Origin of the sequence: Acidisoma cellulosilyticum, assembly GCF_020621385.1 — a bacterium.
GTDB lineage: Bacteria > Pseudomonadota > Alphaproteobacteria > Acetobacterales > Acetobacteraceae > Acidisoma > Acidisoma cellulosilyticum.
This window is the reverse complement of the sequence record NZ_JAESVA010000005.1, coordinates 107,605-124,175: the sequence shown is the minus strand read 5'-3', so window position 1 is coordinate 124,175 and position 16,571 is coordinate 107,605. Positions and strand designations below refer to the sequence as shown.

14 protein-coding genes are annotated in these 16,571 nt (G+C 59.6%); 8 read left to right on the top strand and 6 right to left on the bottom strand.

Annotated elements, in window-relative coordinates; all coding sequences use genetic code 11:
* Nucleotide 1: 1 nt before the first annotated feature.
* Both kdpB and kdpC read left to right on the top strand, forming a co-directional pair.
* Complete coding sequence (kdpB, locus tag ACELLULO517_RS15440; protein ID WP_227308306.1) at nucleotides 2-2,041, top strand: potassium-transporting ATPase subunit KdpB; 2,040 nt, start codon at nucleotides 2-4, stop codon at nucleotides 2,039-2,041.
* 18 nt (nucleotides 2,042-2,059) lie between these two features.
* On the top strand, nucleotides 2,060-2,653 hold the full coding sequence (kdpC, locus tag ACELLULO517_RS15435) for a potassium-transporting ATPase subunit KdpC (protein WP_227308305.1): 594 nt from the start codon (nucleotides 2,060-2,062) through the stop codon (nucleotides 2,651-2,653).
* A 4-nt stretch (nucleotides 2,654-2,657) separates the two neighbouring features.
* On the opposite strand, the gene ACELLULO517_RS15430 is transcribed toward kdpC, so the two are convergent.
* The 4 genes from ACELLULO517_RS15430 to ACELLULO517_RS15415 form a co-directional block, all read right to left on the bottom strand.
* Nucleotides 2,658-4,289 carry a phytoene desaturase family protein gene (locus ACELLULO517_RS15430; protein WP_227308304.1) on the bottom strand — a complete coding sequence of 544 codons (1,632 nt, stop codon included), beginning with the start codon at nucleotides 4,287-4,289 and terminating at the stop codon, nucleotides 2,658-2,660.
* A gap of 2 nt (nucleotides 4,290-4,291) precedes the next feature.
* On the bottom strand, nucleotides 4,292-5,359 hold the full coding sequence (locus ACELLULO517_RS15425) for an aromatic ring-hydroxylating oxygenase subunit alpha (RefSeq protein ID WP_227308303.1): 1,068 nt from the start codon (nucleotides 5,357-5,359) through the stop codon (nucleotides 4,292-4,294).
* 67 nt (nucleotides 5,360-5,426) lie between these two features.
* The gene (locus tag ACELLULO517_RS15420) at nucleotides 5,427-6,884 is read right to left on the bottom strand and encodes a carnitine 3-dehydrogenase (RefSeq protein WP_227308302.1); all 1,458 of its coding nucleotides are present in this window, start codon (nucleotides 6,882-6,884) and stop codon (nucleotides 5,427-5,429) included.
* A complete protein-coding gene (locus ACELLULO517_RS15415) occupies nucleotides 6,881-7,786 on the bottom strand; it encodes a BKACE family enzyme (protein ID WP_227308301.1) in 906 nt (301 codons plus the stop codon). The genes ACELLULO517_RS15420 and ACELLULO517_RS15415 overlap by 4 nt, the downstream gene beginning before the upstream one ends.
* Before the next feature lie 131 nt (nucleotides 7,787-7,917).
* On the opposite strand from ACELLULO517_RS15415, the gene ACELLULO517_RS28925 reads away from it, so the two are divergent.
* From ACELLULO517_RS28925 to ACELLULO517_RS15380, 6 genes are read left to right on the top strand one after another with little or no spacing between them, the layout of a single operon-like run.
* Nucleotides 7,918-8,922, top strand: a complete 1,005-nt coding sequence (locus ACELLULO517_RS28925) for a GlxA family transcriptional regulator (protein ID WP_319796431.1) — start codon at nucleotides 7,918-7,920, stop codon at nucleotides 8,920-8,922.
* Between the two features lie 55 nt (nucleotides 8,923-8,977).
* Nucleotides 8,978-9,214 carry a type II toxin-antitoxin system Phd/YefM family antitoxin gene (locus ACELLULO517_RS15400; RefSeq protein WP_227308300.1) on the top strand — a complete coding sequence of 79 codons (237 nt, stop codon included), beginning with the start codon at nucleotides 8,978-8,980 and terminating at the stop codon, nucleotides 9,212-9,214.
* 5 nt (nucleotides 9,215-9,219) lie between these two features.
* Nucleotides 9,220-9,591 carry a type II toxin-antitoxin system VapC family toxin gene (locus ACELLULO517_RS15395; RefSeq protein WP_227308299.1) on the top strand — a complete coding sequence of 124 codons (372 nt, stop codon included), beginning with the start codon at nucleotides 9,220-9,222 and terminating at the stop codon, nucleotides 9,589-9,591.
* 37 nt (nucleotides 9,592-9,628) lie between these two features.
* A complete protein-coding gene (locus ACELLULO517_RS15390) occupies nucleotides 9,629-11,677 on the top strand; it encodes an NADH:flavin oxidoreductase (RefSeq protein WP_264481525.1) in 2,049 nt (682 codons plus the stop codon).
* A 58-nt stretch (nucleotides 11,678-11,735) separates the two neighbouring features.
* A complete protein-coding gene (locus ACELLULO517_RS15385; protein ID WP_227308298.1) occupies nucleotides 11,736-13,238 on the top strand; it encodes a glycosyltransferase family protein in 1,503 nt (500 codons plus the stop codon).
* Between the two features lie 17 nt (nucleotides 13,239-13,255).
* Complete coding sequence (locus ACELLULO517_RS15380; RefSeq protein ID WP_227308297.1) at nucleotides 13,256-13,645, top strand: RidA family protein; 390 nt, start codon at nucleotides 13,256-13,258, stop codon at nucleotides 13,643-13,645.
* Between the two features lie 520 nt (nucleotides 13,646-14,165).
* On the opposite strand, the gene ACELLULO517_RS15375 is transcribed toward ACELLULO517_RS15380, so the two are convergent.
* Both ACELLULO517_RS15375 and ACELLULO517_RS15370 read right to left on the bottom strand, forming a co-directional pair.
* The gene (locus tag ACELLULO517_RS15375) at nucleotides 14,166-15,026 is read right to left on the bottom strand and encodes a DUF4435 domain-containing protein (protein ID WP_227308296.1); all 861 of its coding nucleotides are present in this window, start codon (nucleotides 15,024-15,026) and stop codon (nucleotides 14,166-14,168) included.
* Nucleotides 15,023-16,438 (bottom strand): AAA family ATPase, encoded by a 1,416-nt coding sequence (locus ACELLULO517_RS15370; protein WP_227308295.1) that lies wholly within the window; start codon nucleotides 16,436-16,438, stop codon nucleotides 15,023-15,025. Before ACELLULO517_RS15370 ends, ACELLULO517_RS15375 begins: the two co-directional genes overlap by 4 nt.
* Nucleotides 16,439-16,571 lie beyond the last annotated feature (133 nt).

The following is a 16,571-nucleotide window of genomic DNA, read 5'->3' as shown; positions in this document are numbered from 1 at the left end:
CATGACGCAGAATGCAGAACAGATCGCGCTGTTTGACCGCGCGATCCTGACCCGCGCCGCGCGCGACGCGGTCTTGAAACTCAACCCGCGCACATTGATGCGCAACCCGGTGATCTTCGTCACGGAAGTCGTGGCCATGCTCACCACCGTCGTCGGCATCGAGGAGATGGTGCATGGCCGGGGTGCCGCCTTCTCCCTCGCCGTCGCTGTTTGGCTTTGGCTGACGGTTCTGTTCGCGACTTTCGCCGAGGCCATGGCGGAAGGGCGCGGCAGGGCGCGGGCGGAAAGCCTGCGCCGGGCAAGGACGGATACGATGGCGAAGCTCATCCTCGATCCGCGTGAACCGCATATGTTCAAGCCAACACCGGCCCCCGATCTGCACAAGGGCGATCTGGTCCTGGTCGAAACCGGGGACCTTATCCCCTCGGACGGGGAGATCGTGCAGGGCATCGCCTCGGTCAATGAAAGTGCCATTACCGGCGAAAGTGCCCCTGTCATCCGCGAGTCCGGTGGTGACCGGTCAGCGGTGACGGGCGGCACGCAGGTCGTGTCCGACTGGCTGGTGGTGCGCATCACCGCCGAACAGGGTTCGACCTTCCTCGACCGCATGATCGCATTGGTGGAGGGTGCCGAACGCCGCAAGACGCCGAACGAAATCGCGCTCGATATTCTTCTCGCTGGCCTGACCATCATCTTCCTGATCGCGGTCGTGACCATCGTGCCGCTGGGCCTTTATTCCGGCACCAATCTCGGCGTCGCTGTTTTGGCTGCCCTGCTGGTCTGTCTGATCCCGACGACGATCGGCGGCTTGCTCTCGGCCATCGGCATCGCTGGCATGGACCGGTTGATCCGCTTCAATGTCATCGCGACCTCGGGTCGTGCGGTGGAGGCGGCCGGGGACGTCGATGCGCTGCTGCTGGACAAGACCGGCACCATAACCTTCGGCAATCGCATGGCCGCCGGGATCTACCCGGTGCCGGGCGTGACGGAGCGCGAATTGGCGCAGTTTTCGGCGATGTCGTCGCTGGGTGACGACACACCCGAAGGCCGCTCCATCGTCACCTTCGTCCGCGACCGCTTTGGCTTGACCGTGCAGGCGCCTGATGGCGCGACGGTCGTGCCCTTCTCCGCCAATACGCGCCTCTCCGGTCTGGATCTGCCAGGACAAAGCATCCGCAAAGGGGCTGTCGATTCCGTGCTGCGTGCGATCGGTGTCACAGAGCCGCCGGCAGCCTTCACCGATGCCGTGCGCCGCGTGGCCGGCGCCGGCGGCACGCCGCTGGCCGTCAGCGTCGATCATCGCCTGCTCGGCGTGGTGGAACTCAAGGACATCGTGAAGCCGGACATCAAGGAGCGGTTTGCCGCACTCCGCCGCATGGGTATTCGCACGGTGATGGTGACGGGCGATAACCGCATCACCGCCGCCGCCATCGCGGCCGAAGCCGGCGTGGATGACGTGATTGCCGAGGCAACGCCGCAGGACAAGCTCGATTATATCCGCAAGATGCAGGCGGAGGGCCGGCTTGTCGCCATGTGCGGCGACGGCACCAATGACGCGCCGGCCTTGGCCCAGGCCGATGTCGGTGTCGCCATGCAGACCGGCACCCAGGCCGCGCGCGAGGCCGGGAATATGATCGACCTGGACAGCGATCCCACCAAGCTCATTGAGATTGTGGAGATCGGCAAGCAATTGCTCATCACCCGTGGTGCGCTGACGACCTTCAGTATTTCCAACGATATCTCGAAATACTTCGCCATTCTGCCGGCGATCTTCGTCGGTGCCTATCCGGGCCTGCAGGCGCTGAACATCATGCATCTGTCGTCACCGGAAAGTGCCATCCTCTCGGCCGTCATCTTCAATGCCATCATCATCGTGGCCCTGGTGCCGCTGGCGCTGCGCGGCGTGCGGTTTCGGGCCATCGGTGCCGGGGCGCTCCTGCGCCGCAACCTGCTCATCTACGGCCTGGGCGGCATTCTGGCGCCTTTCGTCGGCATCAAGGCAATCGATGTCGTGCTGCACGCCTTCCACATATTTTCCTGACCTTTGAGAGATCATTCCATGATCCGCGAAATACGCCCTGCCTTGTCCCTGGTGGTTCTGTTCACCATCGCACTCGGCTTCATCATACCGGGGATTTTCACCCAGGTCGCCCAGACGGTCTTTCCCTTCCAGGCTGGCGGCAGCCTGATTATGCAGAAGGGACGGCCGGTTGCCTCGGGCATCATTGGACAGAATTTCACCGGCCCCGCTTGGTTCAATCCGCGCCCTTCCGCGCTGATGGGCACCGATGCCAAGGGCAATGCCGTGGCGACACCCTATGACGATTCGGAATCAGGTGCGTCGAACCTGGCGCCGACGAGTGCCACTTTGCTTGCTGCGATCAAGAGCCGCATCGCGTCCTGGCATAAGACCTATGGCGCGGGCTCCGTTCCGGCTGATGCGGTGACAAGCTCGGGTTCCGGCGTCGATCCGGATATCTCGCTCGCCAATGCGCTGGCCCAGGCGCCGGTCGTGGCCAACGCACGGCATCTGCCGGTGGAGGACGTGGTCGCCCTCGTCAACCGGATCGCGACACAGCCTGCGCTCGGCTTCATCGGCACGACCAACGTGAATGTCGTGCAGCTGAACCTTGCCCTGGCCGAGATGAAGTAAGACATTAGATCTTGCGGGACTTCACATCCCGCAAGATTTCCCGCGCCGCATTATGGCCGGGAATGCCCGAGACGCCGCCGCCCGGATGGGTGGAGGACCCGCAGAGGTAAAGCCCCTTCACCGGCGTGCGGTAATCGGCATAGCCTGAGACCGGGCGCTGAAAGAACAGCTGGTCAGCGGATAGCTCTCCGTGGAAAATATGCCCCTGCGGCAGCCCCACGATCGCTTCCAGATCCGGCGGAATCAGCGTCTGCTCGGCGATGATGTCGCCGGAAAAGCCGGGCGCGTAATTGTCGATCGCCTTAAAGACGGTCTGCTTGAATTTCTCTTTCTCCACCGCCCAGTCGCCATTCTTCAGCTTATAGGGCGCATGACCGCCGAAGACGTTCACGACATGCTTGCCTGGCGGCGCCAGCGTGTCATCCACGATCGTCGGCGTACACAGCGTCATAAACGGTTCGGACGAATACCAGCCATGTTTCGCATCGTCATAGGCGCGTTCAAGATAATCGATATCGGGTGCAATATGGCAATAGGTCGGGTAAGGGAAATTGCCCAGCGACCCATCTGCCTTGGCCTTCTCCAGAATCCGATATTGCGGCGGCCTTTCGCAGGCGATGTTCATCTTGAAGGCGGTCGAGAAGGTCCGGTAATTCCGCGCTTCCCGCAAGACATCGGCCGGCACGGCGCTTTCGGGCAGCATATTCAGATAAAGCGTCTTGGCATCGACCCCGGAGGCGACAACCCGCGCGCGGAAAACATCGCCCTTGGTCGTCACCACGTCCGTCGCGCGGCCGCCCGAGACGCGGATTTCACCAACGGCAGCCTCCGTGAAAATCTCAACCCCCTTCTCCCGCGCGGAAGACGCCAGCGCCTGCGTAATTGCCCCCATGCCGCCCTTGATGAATCCCCAACCGCCCGCGCCTTCGTGCTCACCCATGATGTGATGCATGATGACATAGGCGGAGCCTGGGGTTTTCGGACCCGCGAAGGTGCCGATAGACGCGTAATAGGCGAGGCAGGCCATGACCCGATCATCCTCAAACCATTCGCGCAGATAGTCATAGGCGCTCATGGTCAGAAGATCGACGAGGCGATACATCTTCCGGCCGATCTTGCGGTATTTCCATAATATCGCAGCGGATTCGCGAAAATTCTTCCAGTCGCGCTTGGCCGGGTCGACGGGTGTTTCCCATAGCAGCGAGCGCACGATCTTGGTCGCTTCCTGCAGATAGGCATCGAAGACCGGATAGATTTCCGCGTCATGCTGCGAGAATTTGGCGAAACTTTCCTGCGTCTTCTTCATGTCCTCCGAGAATAGGATGTAATCATCATAGGAAACGGAGGAGATCATGTCCGAGCAAGGCAGCACCGTCAGCCCATGACGGCGGAGTTCAAAATCGCGGATGATGCGCGGATGCAGCAGGCTCATGAGATAGGAAAAGATGGAGGCGCGGAAACCGGGGTGGATTTCCTCCGTTACCGCCGCCCCGCCGATGACATGCCGGCGCTCCAGCACGGCGACCTTCATGCCTTTCTGCGCCAGGTAGTTGGCGCAAACCAGACCGTTATGCCCGCTGCCGATAATGATGGCGTCGTATTGTCTTGCGCTGGCCGCGATGGTGCTGTCCGGCATAGTCAGCCCTCCAATCCAGGCATCGCGTGGCGAACCATATCCTGAAAGGCCTTTACGGCCTTTTCCTGCCGTGGCGAGAGAATGCCGTGATCATAGATGCCGGTATTCAGATTGCGCTGAACCCCCGTCACGATCTCCAGATCTTCGCTGATGATCTGCGCCGACCATGCGGCGGAGCGCGCATTCTCCTCAGCTTTTTCCGGGCTGATATCGGAGAATAGATACCAGTTGATATGTCTTAGCTTGCCCGCGCCGAGCGGTTCCACCGTCGCGATAGAACTGCCCCATTCATAAAGGTTGAGCATCAGGAACGGAAACCGATAGAAATACAGACCATCCGTCATACCGCCGTCCTTCTTCGGACCATAGAGATGGAACAAGCCGTGCTCAGGGAAGGAATCGATCGTATAGCGGCTGATATCCAGGCTTTCGCAAAGCCCGGGATGCATGCTGGGACAGTGATAGCATTCCAGATAATTCTCGCCATACGCCTTCCAATCGACATCGACGTCGCGGTTCTTTTCCGAGAAGAACTTCTGGCTTTCCAGCGGATAATGGGCGGCAAGCGGCACGATCGGCCCCAGCCAATCGATCAGCCCCGGCCCATCCTTCGCGATGCGGATGAAGACAAGTCCGCGCCATTCATCGACGGAAATGGGGAACAGCGACCAATTGGCCGGGTCAACCTCCCCCTTCGCCGCGCCGAAACCCGGCGCGCGGTTAAGGCAGCCGTCGAGGTTATAGGTCCAGCTATGATAGGGGCAGCGGATGACGCCGCCCGGCATGGTCCCGGCGTCTTCCTGCGTCAGCATCGACGCGCGATGGCGGCAGACATTGTGGAATCCGCGCAGCTTGCCGTCGCTTTGCCGCACCAGCATGATCGGATAGCCGATGATGGTGCCGGTGATGAAGTCGCCCGCATTGGGCAATTGGTCGCTGCGCGCGAACAGCAGCCATTCGCGCGCGAAAATCTCACGCCGCTCACGCTCGAACAAAGCGGGGTCACGATAGAGCGATGCCGGCAAAGTCGGCGCCACGGGTAAGGCTTCTGTCCGTTCGATGATCGACATCGCTCTGTCTTTCCCCAATGCGTTTTTCTAGTCGGATAGCCTTGTCTTGTTTCGTCGTCTTCGTCGTTCAGCGCTGGCCGATGCTGCGTCCTGCGCCATCCGGCATCGGCAAAGCGCGGTGGCCGGCGGCAAGACCTTGCAGAACGGAGAGCGTTTCCGGTGCGGCCGGCGTAGCGCGATGCGCCTTCATATCCACACACAGCATCATCTGCTCGGCCGTCGCCAAAAGCCGCCCGTCGCCATGCAGCAGACGATGGAAGATATGGATGCGCTTCTCGTCATGCGCCAGAATCTGCGTGGTCGCGACATAGGATTCGCCAAGCTTGATCTCATCCAGATGCCGCAGATGCGTTTCCACCGTATAATAGCTGAAGCCCTTTTCTAGCATGGCGTCATCCATGCCGATCCGCGCCAGCAAGGCATCCGTCGCATAGCCGAAGATTTCCAGATAGCGGCTCTCGTTCATATGGCCGTTATAGTCGATCCATTCGGCCGGGACCTGACCTTCATACAGCCGCAGCGGTTCGGCATCGCCATCCGTCGCGCGGTCACGCAGGGCTTTCTCGAATCCGGCCAGGGTGGCACCCGCGCCGAAATCCTGCACCTTCAGTGACCGCATGATGCCGATCAGGCAATCATCGCGCTTGGCTTCCAGCGCCCGGAAATCCCATTGGCCGGATTGGTCATCGGATTGCTCAGCCACCAGATCGACCAATGCATCGGTAAAGTCCGGCACATCCATCAGCTTGGTCCAAGGCAGTTTCAGCGTCGGGCCGAATTGCGCCATGAAATGCCGCATCCCGGCCTCGCCGCCCGCAAGACGGTAAATCTGGAAGGTGCCCATGAAGGCCCAGCGCATGCCGGCGCCGAAGCGAATGGCGTCATCCACTTCCGCGACCGTGGCGACCCCATCATGCACCAGCCAAAGCGCTTCCCGCCACAGGGCTTCCAACAGACGATCGGCGATGAACCCGTCTATCTCCTTCCGCACATGCAGCGGGTGCATGCCAATGTCAGCGAAGAAAGCCTTCGCCCTTGCGATGTTATCGGCTGATGTCTTCTCACCGCCGCAAAGCTCGACCAGCGGCAGCAGATAGACCGGGTTGAAAGGATGGGCGACCATGAAACGCTCCGGCCGCGCCATCATCGCCGAAATCTGCGTCGGCAGCAGGCCGGAGGTCGAGGAGCAAATCAGCGCATCAGGCTTCGCGAAACGGTCGATCTCGGCCAGGATCTTTTGCTTGATCGCTTCGACCTCAGGTGCGCTCTCCTGAATAAGGTCAGCGTCGCGCACCGCCTCCTCCAGGCTGACGGCGACATGCAGATGCCCGAGCGGCGGTAGAGGTGCCGCGATCAATTTCGCCCAGGCGCGGCCGGCGAGCTTGACCATTTCCCGCAGACGCCGCTCCGCCTCAGGATGCGGATCGAAGACCGTGACGTCCAGGCCAGCGAGCAGGAAGCGCGCCGCCCAGCCGCCGCCGATGACGCCGCCACCGATGATGGCGCAATGACGGATCGCGGTCATGCCAGCGCTCCCACACGCTTTTCGAGCTTGAGCTTGGCGCGGACTTCCTCGGGACCCATGATGCGCGCGCCCATGCTGGTGACCGTCTGCACCGCGCGCTCGACCAATTGGCTGTTGGTTGCCGGCACACCGCGCGACAGCCAGATATTGTCTTCCAACCCGACGCGGATATTGCCGCCCGCCAGCACCGCCATGGCAGCATAGGGCAGCTGCATACGGCCGATGGAGAATGCCGAATAGACCGCACCCGGCGGTAAATTGGCCACCATGGCCATCAAGGTCTGCGGATCATTCGGCGCACCGTAGGGAATGCCCATGCAAAGCTGGATCATCACCGGGTCATCGATCAGCCCTTCCTTGATGAGCTGCTTGCACAGAACGAGATGGCCGGTATCGAAAACCTCAATCTCCGGCCGCACGCCCAGCGCCTGTACGCGCCGCGCCATGGCGCGCAGCGTGCCGGGCGTATTGGTCATGACATAGTCGCCCTCGGCGAAGTTCATCGACCCGCAATCCAGCGTGCAGATTTCGGGCAGCAGCGCGGTGACATGCGCCAACCGTTCCTCGGCGCCGACCATATCGGTGCCATGGGGGTTCAGCGGCAGCGGATTTTCCACACTGCCGAAGACCAGATCGCCGCCCATGCCGGCGGTCAGGTTGATGATGACATCGGTATCGGATTCCCGAATGCGGCGTACGACCTCGGCATATAGCGCCACATCGCGCGCGCCCTTGCCGGTTTCGGGATTGCGGACATGGAGATGGGCGATCGCCGCACCGGCCTTTGCCGCCTCGATCGCCGCACCGGCGATCTGCTCGGGCGTGATCGGCACATGCGGGTTCTTGCCGGCACTGTCGCCGACGCCGGTCACGGCGCAGGTAATGAAAGCATCCCAGTTCATGGGCGATGGCTCCGAGGACGTCTGCTGGTCAAGCGGCGTGTGTCACGCCTCTGACCAAAAGGGTGCTACCGCGGCCCGGTGCGTGCTATACATTTTCCGAAGATTTTCGTCCGTTTTGCGAAAGAAGCATCATGCAGGCGCCTTCCCTCGCCCTGTCCGGCCCGATGCGGGTCGATGTGCTGTTGCAGGATCAGTTCTCGCTGATGTGCCTGGCCGCCGTCATCGAACCGTTGCGTGCCGCCAATCGCGTCGCCGCCCTGCCGCTGTATCGCTGGCGCCTGCTCTCCCGCCAGGGCGTTTCCGCCCTCAGCACGTCAGGCCTCTCCGTCAATGTCGATGACGTCTTCGACCCGGCGGACAGCCGGGACGCATTGTTCCTGCTCGGGTCCTTCAACACGCGGATGACGGATCGTAGCTTGCGTGCCGATTTGCGCCGCGCCGCCCGGGGTGGCGCCATTATGGCCGCCGTCGAAGCGGGCTCATGGGAATTGGCCCGCGCCGGGCTGCTGGACGGGTTTGCCGCCACCACGCATTGGGAGGATCTGGATGAGTTTGCCGCTAGCTTCCCCAAGATCGCGGTGCGCAATGACCGGTTCGTCATGGACCGCAAGCGCTGGACGGCGGGCGGCGCCACCCCGGCGCTGGATATGATGCTGACCCTGCTGCGGCAGGACCATGGGCTGCCGCTGGCGCTGAACGTCGCCAGTGTCTTTGTCTACGACCAAACGCTGCCGGGCTCCACCCCGCAGCCGGTCGTCTCCCTCGGCCGCCTGCTGGGGGATGATCCGGCCCTCGCGCGTGCCATCACCCTCATGCAGCGCCATCTGGAAGAGCCTTTGGGTCTGACCGCTATCGCCGCACAATCCGGCGTGTTGCGACGGACATTGGAGACGCGGTTCCGCGCCCAGCTCGGCCAATCGCCCTATGACTATTACCTGGACCTGCGCTTGTCGGCGGCCAAGCGGATGCTGGAACAGAGCGCCATGGGTGTGGCCGAAGTCGCGACCGCCCATGGTTTCACCTCCCCCTCCAGCTTCGCTCGGGCCTTTCGCCGGCGGTTTCAGATGAGCCCGCTCACCGCCCGCGCTGGCATGCGGCTGGCGGCACCCCCGGCGACGGGGCGGATGGCCGGATAGGTTTTGACATGGACCATTACATTGGTCCAAAATCTTGCCTCACGAGGAGAGTGCGATGAAAATCGCCGTCAGTGACGCCAAAGCCCAATTGCTGGAACTTGTCCGTCGCGCTGAGAAAGGCGAGGAAGTCATCCTCACGCGGCGTGGCGAAGCAATCGCCAGGCTCGTCAGTCTTGCACCCGACGGTGAGCGGCGCCTCGCTGCCCTCGCCCGCGCTCGCGGTGCAGCGAAAGATGGCCTGGCCGCAAAGGATGCGGAGGATCTTTATGACGATCACGGCCTGCCGGTTTGATCGTCTTGGACACATCCGCACTGATCGCCATTTTGAAGGATGAGCCGGAGGCTGAGCGCTGCCTTGCGGCTTTGCATCCGACCGAAACAATCTTGATGTCGGGTGGCACGCTCGCCGAACTCCTCGTCGTCGGCGAGCGTCTTGGAAAACAGGCAGCAATCCTTGACCTGCTTGCGGGACTGCAGGCCGAAATCGTGCCCGTCACGATAGAGCAAGCTTACGATGTCAGCACGGCCTATCGGCAATGGGGCAAAGGTATTCACCCGGCCGGCCTCAACTTCGGCGATTGCTTCGCATACGCGCTCGCTCGGAGACGTGCTTGCCCCTTGCTGTTCGTTGGCCAGGATTTTGCCAAAACGGATGTGCAGGTCGCGTAAGCACGACAGCCAACCACCTTTAAACGGAACGCCGCCTTTGCCTGACATTACCCTTGACCCGCTGCTGCAGCCCTTTCAGCTGAAACACCTGACGCTGCGCAACCGGGTGATGAGTACGGCGCACGAACCCGCCTATTCCGAAGACGGCATGCCGAAGGAGCGTTACCGGCTCTATCATGTCGAGAAGGCGAAGGGTGGCATCGCGCTGACCATGACGGCGGGCTCGGCCGTCGTCAGCCGGGATTCGCCCGCCGCCTTCGGCAATCTTCTCGCCTATCGCGATGAGATCGTCCCATGGATGAAGCGCCTGACGGATGAATGCCATGAGCATGGCACGGCGGTGATGATCCAGCTGACGCATCTTGGCCGGCGCACGGGTTGGAACAAGGCGGATTGGTTGCCGGTTCTGGCGCCGTCGCGGGTGCGAGAGGCAGCCCATCGCGCCTTCCCCAAAGCCGCCGAGGATTGGGATATCGAGCGCATCATCGCGGATTACGCGGCCGGCGCCCAGCGTATGCAGGCGGCCGGGCTGGACGGGATCGAGATCGAGGCCTACGGCCATTTGATGGACCAATTCTGGTCCCCCGCCACCAATCGGCGCGATGACGATTATGGTGGCGCGCTCGACAATCGCATGCGCTTCTCGCTCCGTGTGTTGCAGGCGATGCGGCATGCCGTCGGCCCCGATTTCATCATCGGGCTGCGTATGGTGGCCGATGAGGATTGGGAGACGGGCCTGACACGCCAGGACGGTCTGGCGATCGCGCGTCGCTTCAAGGCCAGCGGCATGGTCGATTTCCTGAACATCATTCGCGGTCATATCGATACCGACAATGCCCTGGTCGATGTCATCCCGGTCATGGGCATGCGCTCCGCACCCAGCCTGGATTTTGCCGGAGAGGTGCGCGCCGCAGCTGAGATTCCGGTGTTTCACGCTGCCCGCATCGCCGATGTCGCGACCGCCCGCCACGCGATCGCGGAGGGCAAGCTCGATATGGTCGGCATGACCCGCGCCCATATCGCCGATCCGCATATCGTCAAAAAAATCCTCAGCGGTCAGGAAGACCGCATCCGCCCCTGCGTCGGCGCCACCTATTGCCTGGACCGCATCTATGAAGGGCAAGACGCGCTTTGCGTCCACAACGCGGCTACGGGCCGTGAGGCGTCGATGCCGCATGTCATCGCGAAAAGCACAGGCGCGCTGAAACGCGTGCTGGTGGTGGGCGCCGGCCCGGCCGGGCTTGAGGCCGCACGCGTCGCGGCCGAGCGCGGCCATGGGGTGACGGTCTGGGAAGCGAGTGACAAGCCCGGCGGGCAGGTATTGCTCGCCACCCGCCACGCCCGGCGACGGGACCTGATCGGCATCATCGACTGGCGCGTACAGGAATTGCAGCGGCTGGGCGTGGAGATCCGCTTCGGCATCTATGCGGAGGCCGCCGATGTCGAAGCCGCAGCGCCCGATGTGATTTTCCTCGCGACCGGCGGATTGCCGGATACGGATGTGCTGCGTGACGGCAATGCGCTGGTCGTCTCCGCCTGGGATATTCTCTCAGGCCAGGTGAAACCGGCCGAGCGAGTTCTGGTCTTTGACGATAACGGTGCCTATCCGGCCATGCAGGCGGCGGAGATGATGGCCGAGGCTGGATCATCGGTCGAAATCGTCACGCCCGAGCGCTTCTTCGCGCCCGAGATGGGGGGGCTCAACCACGCGGCCTTCGCCCGCCGCTTTCAGCAGCGGGGCGTGCGCATCACCATCAATACCCGCCTGGTCTCGGCGAGGCGCGAGGGCAATGAACTGGTGGCCGCCCTCGGCAGCGATTACGGTGACGCGATCACCGAAAGGCGGGTGGACCAGATCGTCGTCGATCACGGCACCCTGCCGGATGAGACGCTGTATGAGGCGCTGAAACCGGCCTCCCTCAATCTCGGCGCCGTCGATTACGAAGCGCTGGTAGCGGGACAGCCGCAGGAAAGCTTGCGCAATCCGGCCGGACAATTCCGGCTGTTTCGCATCGGCGATGCCGTCGCCAGCCGCAATATCCACGCCGCGATCTATGACGGGCTGCGCTTCGCGAAAGCGCTTTAGGATGATAGAGGGATCGCTCTGACAGCGGCCATTTATCCCTTAACCACCTGGAATCTTGATGAACCGCTCGCTCGGATCGACCCTATCGGGCTGGGTCACGGCCGCCCGATCGCGGCTGGCGCCCCATCCTTTACTGTGCTGCCTCGCGGTCGCGCTGGTGCCGCGCCTGCTGGCCGCCTTTGGCCTGCAGACCTATTACGCGGCCGACGAGCTGTACCAATATATCGAACAGGCCCATCGGCTGGTGTTTCACCAAGGCTATGTGCCTTGGGAGTTTCAGGTCGGATTGCGCTCCTGGCTGATCCCCCTGGTGCTCGCGGTTCCCATGGAGGTCGCCCGGTGGTTAAGCCCTTCGCCACTGTTCGGCCTCGTGCTGATCCGCGTTTTGTGCAGCATCGGATCCTTGTCCGTCGTCTGGTGCGCGGTCCGTTGGGGACAGCTGTCGCAGGGGCATCGCGGCGCCTGGTTTGCGGGCCTGCTGGCCGCCGTATGGCCTGACTTCTGGATGATGGCGCCCCATCCGCTGGAGGATGCTCTCGCCGCCTATACGCTGATGCCGGCGCTTTACCTGGCCTTCCTGCACCGACGGTCACCAAGCCAAGCCCGTCTTCTGACCTCAGGATTTCTGCTCGGCATGACCTTTGTCTTGCGCGAGCAAATGGCGCCGGCGATCGCCATCATCGGGATCTATCTCTGCGCGCGCCATCTTAAAAACTGGATTTTCGCCGTCGGCATCGCACTGCTTCCGGTCATCGCCGCTGGCATGCTGGACTGGTTCACCTGGGGCGAGCCATTCCGCAGCTTTTGGCTCGATCCTTATCTCAACCTCGTTGTCGGCATCGCCCGGGGATCTTTCGGCGCCGCCTCGCCGGTCTATTACCCGCTTGAACTGCTCTATGTTTGGCTGTGGGGCGCAATCCCCCTCGCCTGGCTTGCCTGGCGCGGCGCAAAAAACTTCCCTTTGGCAGGATGGGTGGCGCTGGTCATCATCGCGGAACATAGTTTGATTGCGCATAAGGATTTCCGTTTCATATTCCCCGCCGTCGTGCTGCTTGTGCCCCTGGCCGGCATCGGACTTGCCGGTGTCTGGCAGACAGGCAAGACAAGCCGCAACGCGCTGATTGTCATACTTCTGCTCACGGGACCTTATCTGAGCCCGTCATTCTTCAGGCTGCTGGGATGGCAGCAAAGCGCCTCGGGTCTCTACGCGGAATTGGCGACCCATAACCCCTGCCTGGTGGCGATCGCATCACTGGACAGAGGTTTCTGGCCGATCATATCGGTCTTCGGCGGGCCGACGCAGTTTACGGATGCGACGGGAGCGGCCTATGCGGATGCCATCGTCGCGCATAAGGGAGGGATCGAGATTCCGGCCGGCTTCACGCTCGGCGCCTGCGCCCAGCCAAGCTGGGCCGCTTTCAAGCCGCGCGGACCTGAAGTCTGCTTCTGGACAAGGCCCGCATCCTTCTGCCAGCCGCAGCATGCCGCGCCGTTCTCGCTGGTTTATCCGCCGGCCGCCCGCGCCTATGTCATCCGCGACAGATTGGCGCCCTATCCTTGAGCCAGATGAGACAATTCATGACGAATGCGAATGCGCCGTTTTTCCTGCCCGATACGGATGAGGACGCCATTTCCTCGGATGTGTCCGGCATCGGCAACCTGCTGGTCACGACCCAGGTTCCCATGCATGCGGACGGCAGCATGGGTCTTGACGGCGATATTACCGCACAAAGCGAACTCACCTTGATGAGCCTCAAGACTTCGCTCGAAAAATGCGGCAGCAGCCTGGAAGACGTCATTCATCTGACGATCTACATGACGGATATGGAAGACCGTCCGGCTTTCAACGAAGTCTATTGCCGCTTCTTCGCCAAGCCCTATCCCGTTCGCTGCGCCGTCGGCGTTAGCGCACTGGCCGACCCCGCCATGCGCGTTGAGGTGACGGCAATGGCTGTCAGACGAGGGTAGTTGCGCAGATCGAAGGGCTGGAATTGAATGCCTATACCTGGAGCACAGCCGCCATCCGCATCTATGAGCGGCTGGGGTTTCTGTTGGAAGGCGTTCGCTGGTCATCAATGCGAGTCGGCGATGAACGCTGGGACAAGGCGATGATGCGGGGACGATCTGTCGCGTTAGAGATAAAACTGATTCGGATGGCGGCCTTCGACCCAACTAAGATATTAGGCAACGCAGCCACTATGTCGAGTTTGGGCCGATAGCCGTCCGGCAGCTATTGGCGATCTGGCCTAGAAAGCGGACGCTGTTCGCAAGGGACTACGGGATGACACAGTTCAGCCGGAGGGTCGTGGCAAGTATCAGCGGCGATCGATGTCTTGCTTGCGCACTTTCTATCACTACCTGCCGACTTAAATTTTTCCAACTCAGCGATGAGGCTCGGAGCGGTCCATAAGAGGCCTCATCGGGAGAGCGTGAGATGTATTGTGTTTTGCGAGACTACCTAACCACGGGGCGCCCGGCCTAAAGTGTATTATAAGGGCGCACCGACCCACGGGTATCCGCATGCTGCCACATGGGCTTTTAGTGGTTGATACATTGTCATCCCCTTTAGGTCATCGTGGATCGCGGATATGCGAATTGTCCTACCGAGAATGCTTGGGACGCACTCCCCTGAGGGGCAGGCGTCATAGTGTCTGGATAGAGACAGGTGCAGAATGTCTAGAAATTCCTTGCTGCATACAATCTCCACCGCCGGCTTTTCCGCCATCAGATTTTTTATGACCTGCTGAATAGCGTTCTTGTCCACAAGAGCTACTTTTGATTTAGCAAAAATATAGCGCAGCGATTCTTCAAGGTTTACACTCATGTCAAAGGGCTCAATAAACTTCGTGTACTTAAGGTCATCAAAGTCTAGGTTAATATCATTCCGCTGAGAGTAAAGTCGTATAGCTCCGATATACGATGCGGCTCGGCATAGCTTTTCAAATTCCATCTCTACCCGGACGGGTGCCAGCGGCTCTTTGAGGAACTCCGACAGAATACGGGCAAAAAGCCTTTTTTTGAGAAGCTCCATCTCTATATCATATAACTGAGTTACAACAATTAGCACGCCGTTATTGACGCCTGATGAAATCTGATCATTATCTCTATCTTTCACGAATATTGACCCAGCATCTATCCCCTTTTGTGGCCCCATACTGTATACTAACATTAACGTTTCTTTGCCATTGCAGCTTAATATATTGGATCGTGGAATGCTCAGCACATTTGAGAAGAGATCAACGTCTGTGTCGCCCTCGACAACGAGAAGCACCTCCTTTCGCGCACTGCGCATTGCTAGTAGCGTAGCGGCTTTGCCCTCTGCATTTATATGCCTGTCGACAGAATTCATTTCACCTGATCCGCAAGGTCAACAAGCAGGTGCTTAAATCCCTGAAATATTTGCGGAGAGTGAGTTGCGATTATGCTCTGAAAAGGATTTGCTGATTGAATGCGGCGTAGGTCCGACATGAATTCGAGCTGCCACACAACATGTAGCGATATCTCGGGCTCGTCGATGAGAACAAGTGACTCGCTAGGTGTCTCAAATATTAGCTTAAACAGCATGATGAACTCATGTTTCTCTCCAGAACTTAGCCCTTCAAGTTTCAGGGGGCTTTTGTCTCGCGATACAGCCGCACCAAATTCTCGTCCTATTGACAATTTCTTTGGCTTGAGCTTGCTAGCCATGAGTTCTCTGAATACAGATATCTTTGGATATATCTCGTTGTACGTACTTAACTTTTTTTGCGAGTCTTCAACATATATCTGAAGGGCGTCAACAACCTTTGGTAAGAGCTCATCATCAGTAGCAATAATTGTATCCGCCTGTTCGACAAGAATACCAGCTTCTGTTAATGCAGCTCTTTTCTTCTCTACATCTATAAGCGAATTTCGCAGCTCGTCTGTGTTAGTCGTAACTCCCTCCCGTGCACGAGCAATTAATCTGTTGGGAAACGATCTATCAAGCGCCTGGGAGGTCGCAGCATAGTCGGAGTAGTTTTTGTGCAGGAGAGCGGACAGGCTTTGTGCTTGCCTGGTAATTTCTTCCTGCGAAGTCTGCTTCTCACCATCCTCCTGGGCAGATTTTGAGTAAAGCAATCTCTGTGTTTCAATAAATACGCACCTAATTTCTGGAATGCCTTCCCATACTGCCGATGGAGAAGAAATCGCTAGCATTTCCCTGATTGCGGGATTAGATTTTATCTCTAAGAAATTGTTTCTAAAGGCGTCCGCAACGGACATACTTTCGCCATTACGCATGTCTCTAACTAGAGACGTTGACAGCGTATTTAAAAAGGGAAGTCGATCTAAGGCTCTGGCCAAGACCCGTGGATTTATCTTGTCAAAGTCCGGCAGTTTTTCCTCAACCTCTTTTCCAGATTTATCAAACCTTTTAAACGAAACCACGCGGGCATCTTCAGGAAAGTGAGCATGACGTGAAGATAACCACAATGCTTCTTCTTGAGCCCGTCTACGGCGCAAATCTTCGCTTCGAAGACGGTCTCCGTCGAAAGACCTGATGAACTTCCATTTTGTTTTGTCTTGAAACTCAATTTCAAGCTGCTTGAACGTATGACTCGCGACTCTTCGCAGGTTAAGAGTTACGCAATCTTTCAACAAAGAAAGGAGCGCCGTTTTGCCAAACCCATTCGGCGCAATAAGGATAATAGTATCAGCTCCTTCTGGGAAGGTCACAGCATAATCGAAGATGTCTTGCAGGCCTTCGACGGTAACCTGAGCGATCTTCTTTCCTAAATCCATGTGCCACCTCAATGCTTCATAGCCATTATACCTAGCATAACCCGCATGAAAAGCTTTCCGACACGTATGCAAGGATTGAAAATATCTGATTCGTATGGAAGTACAGAGCGAGCATCGCCTGATGCCGTGACAA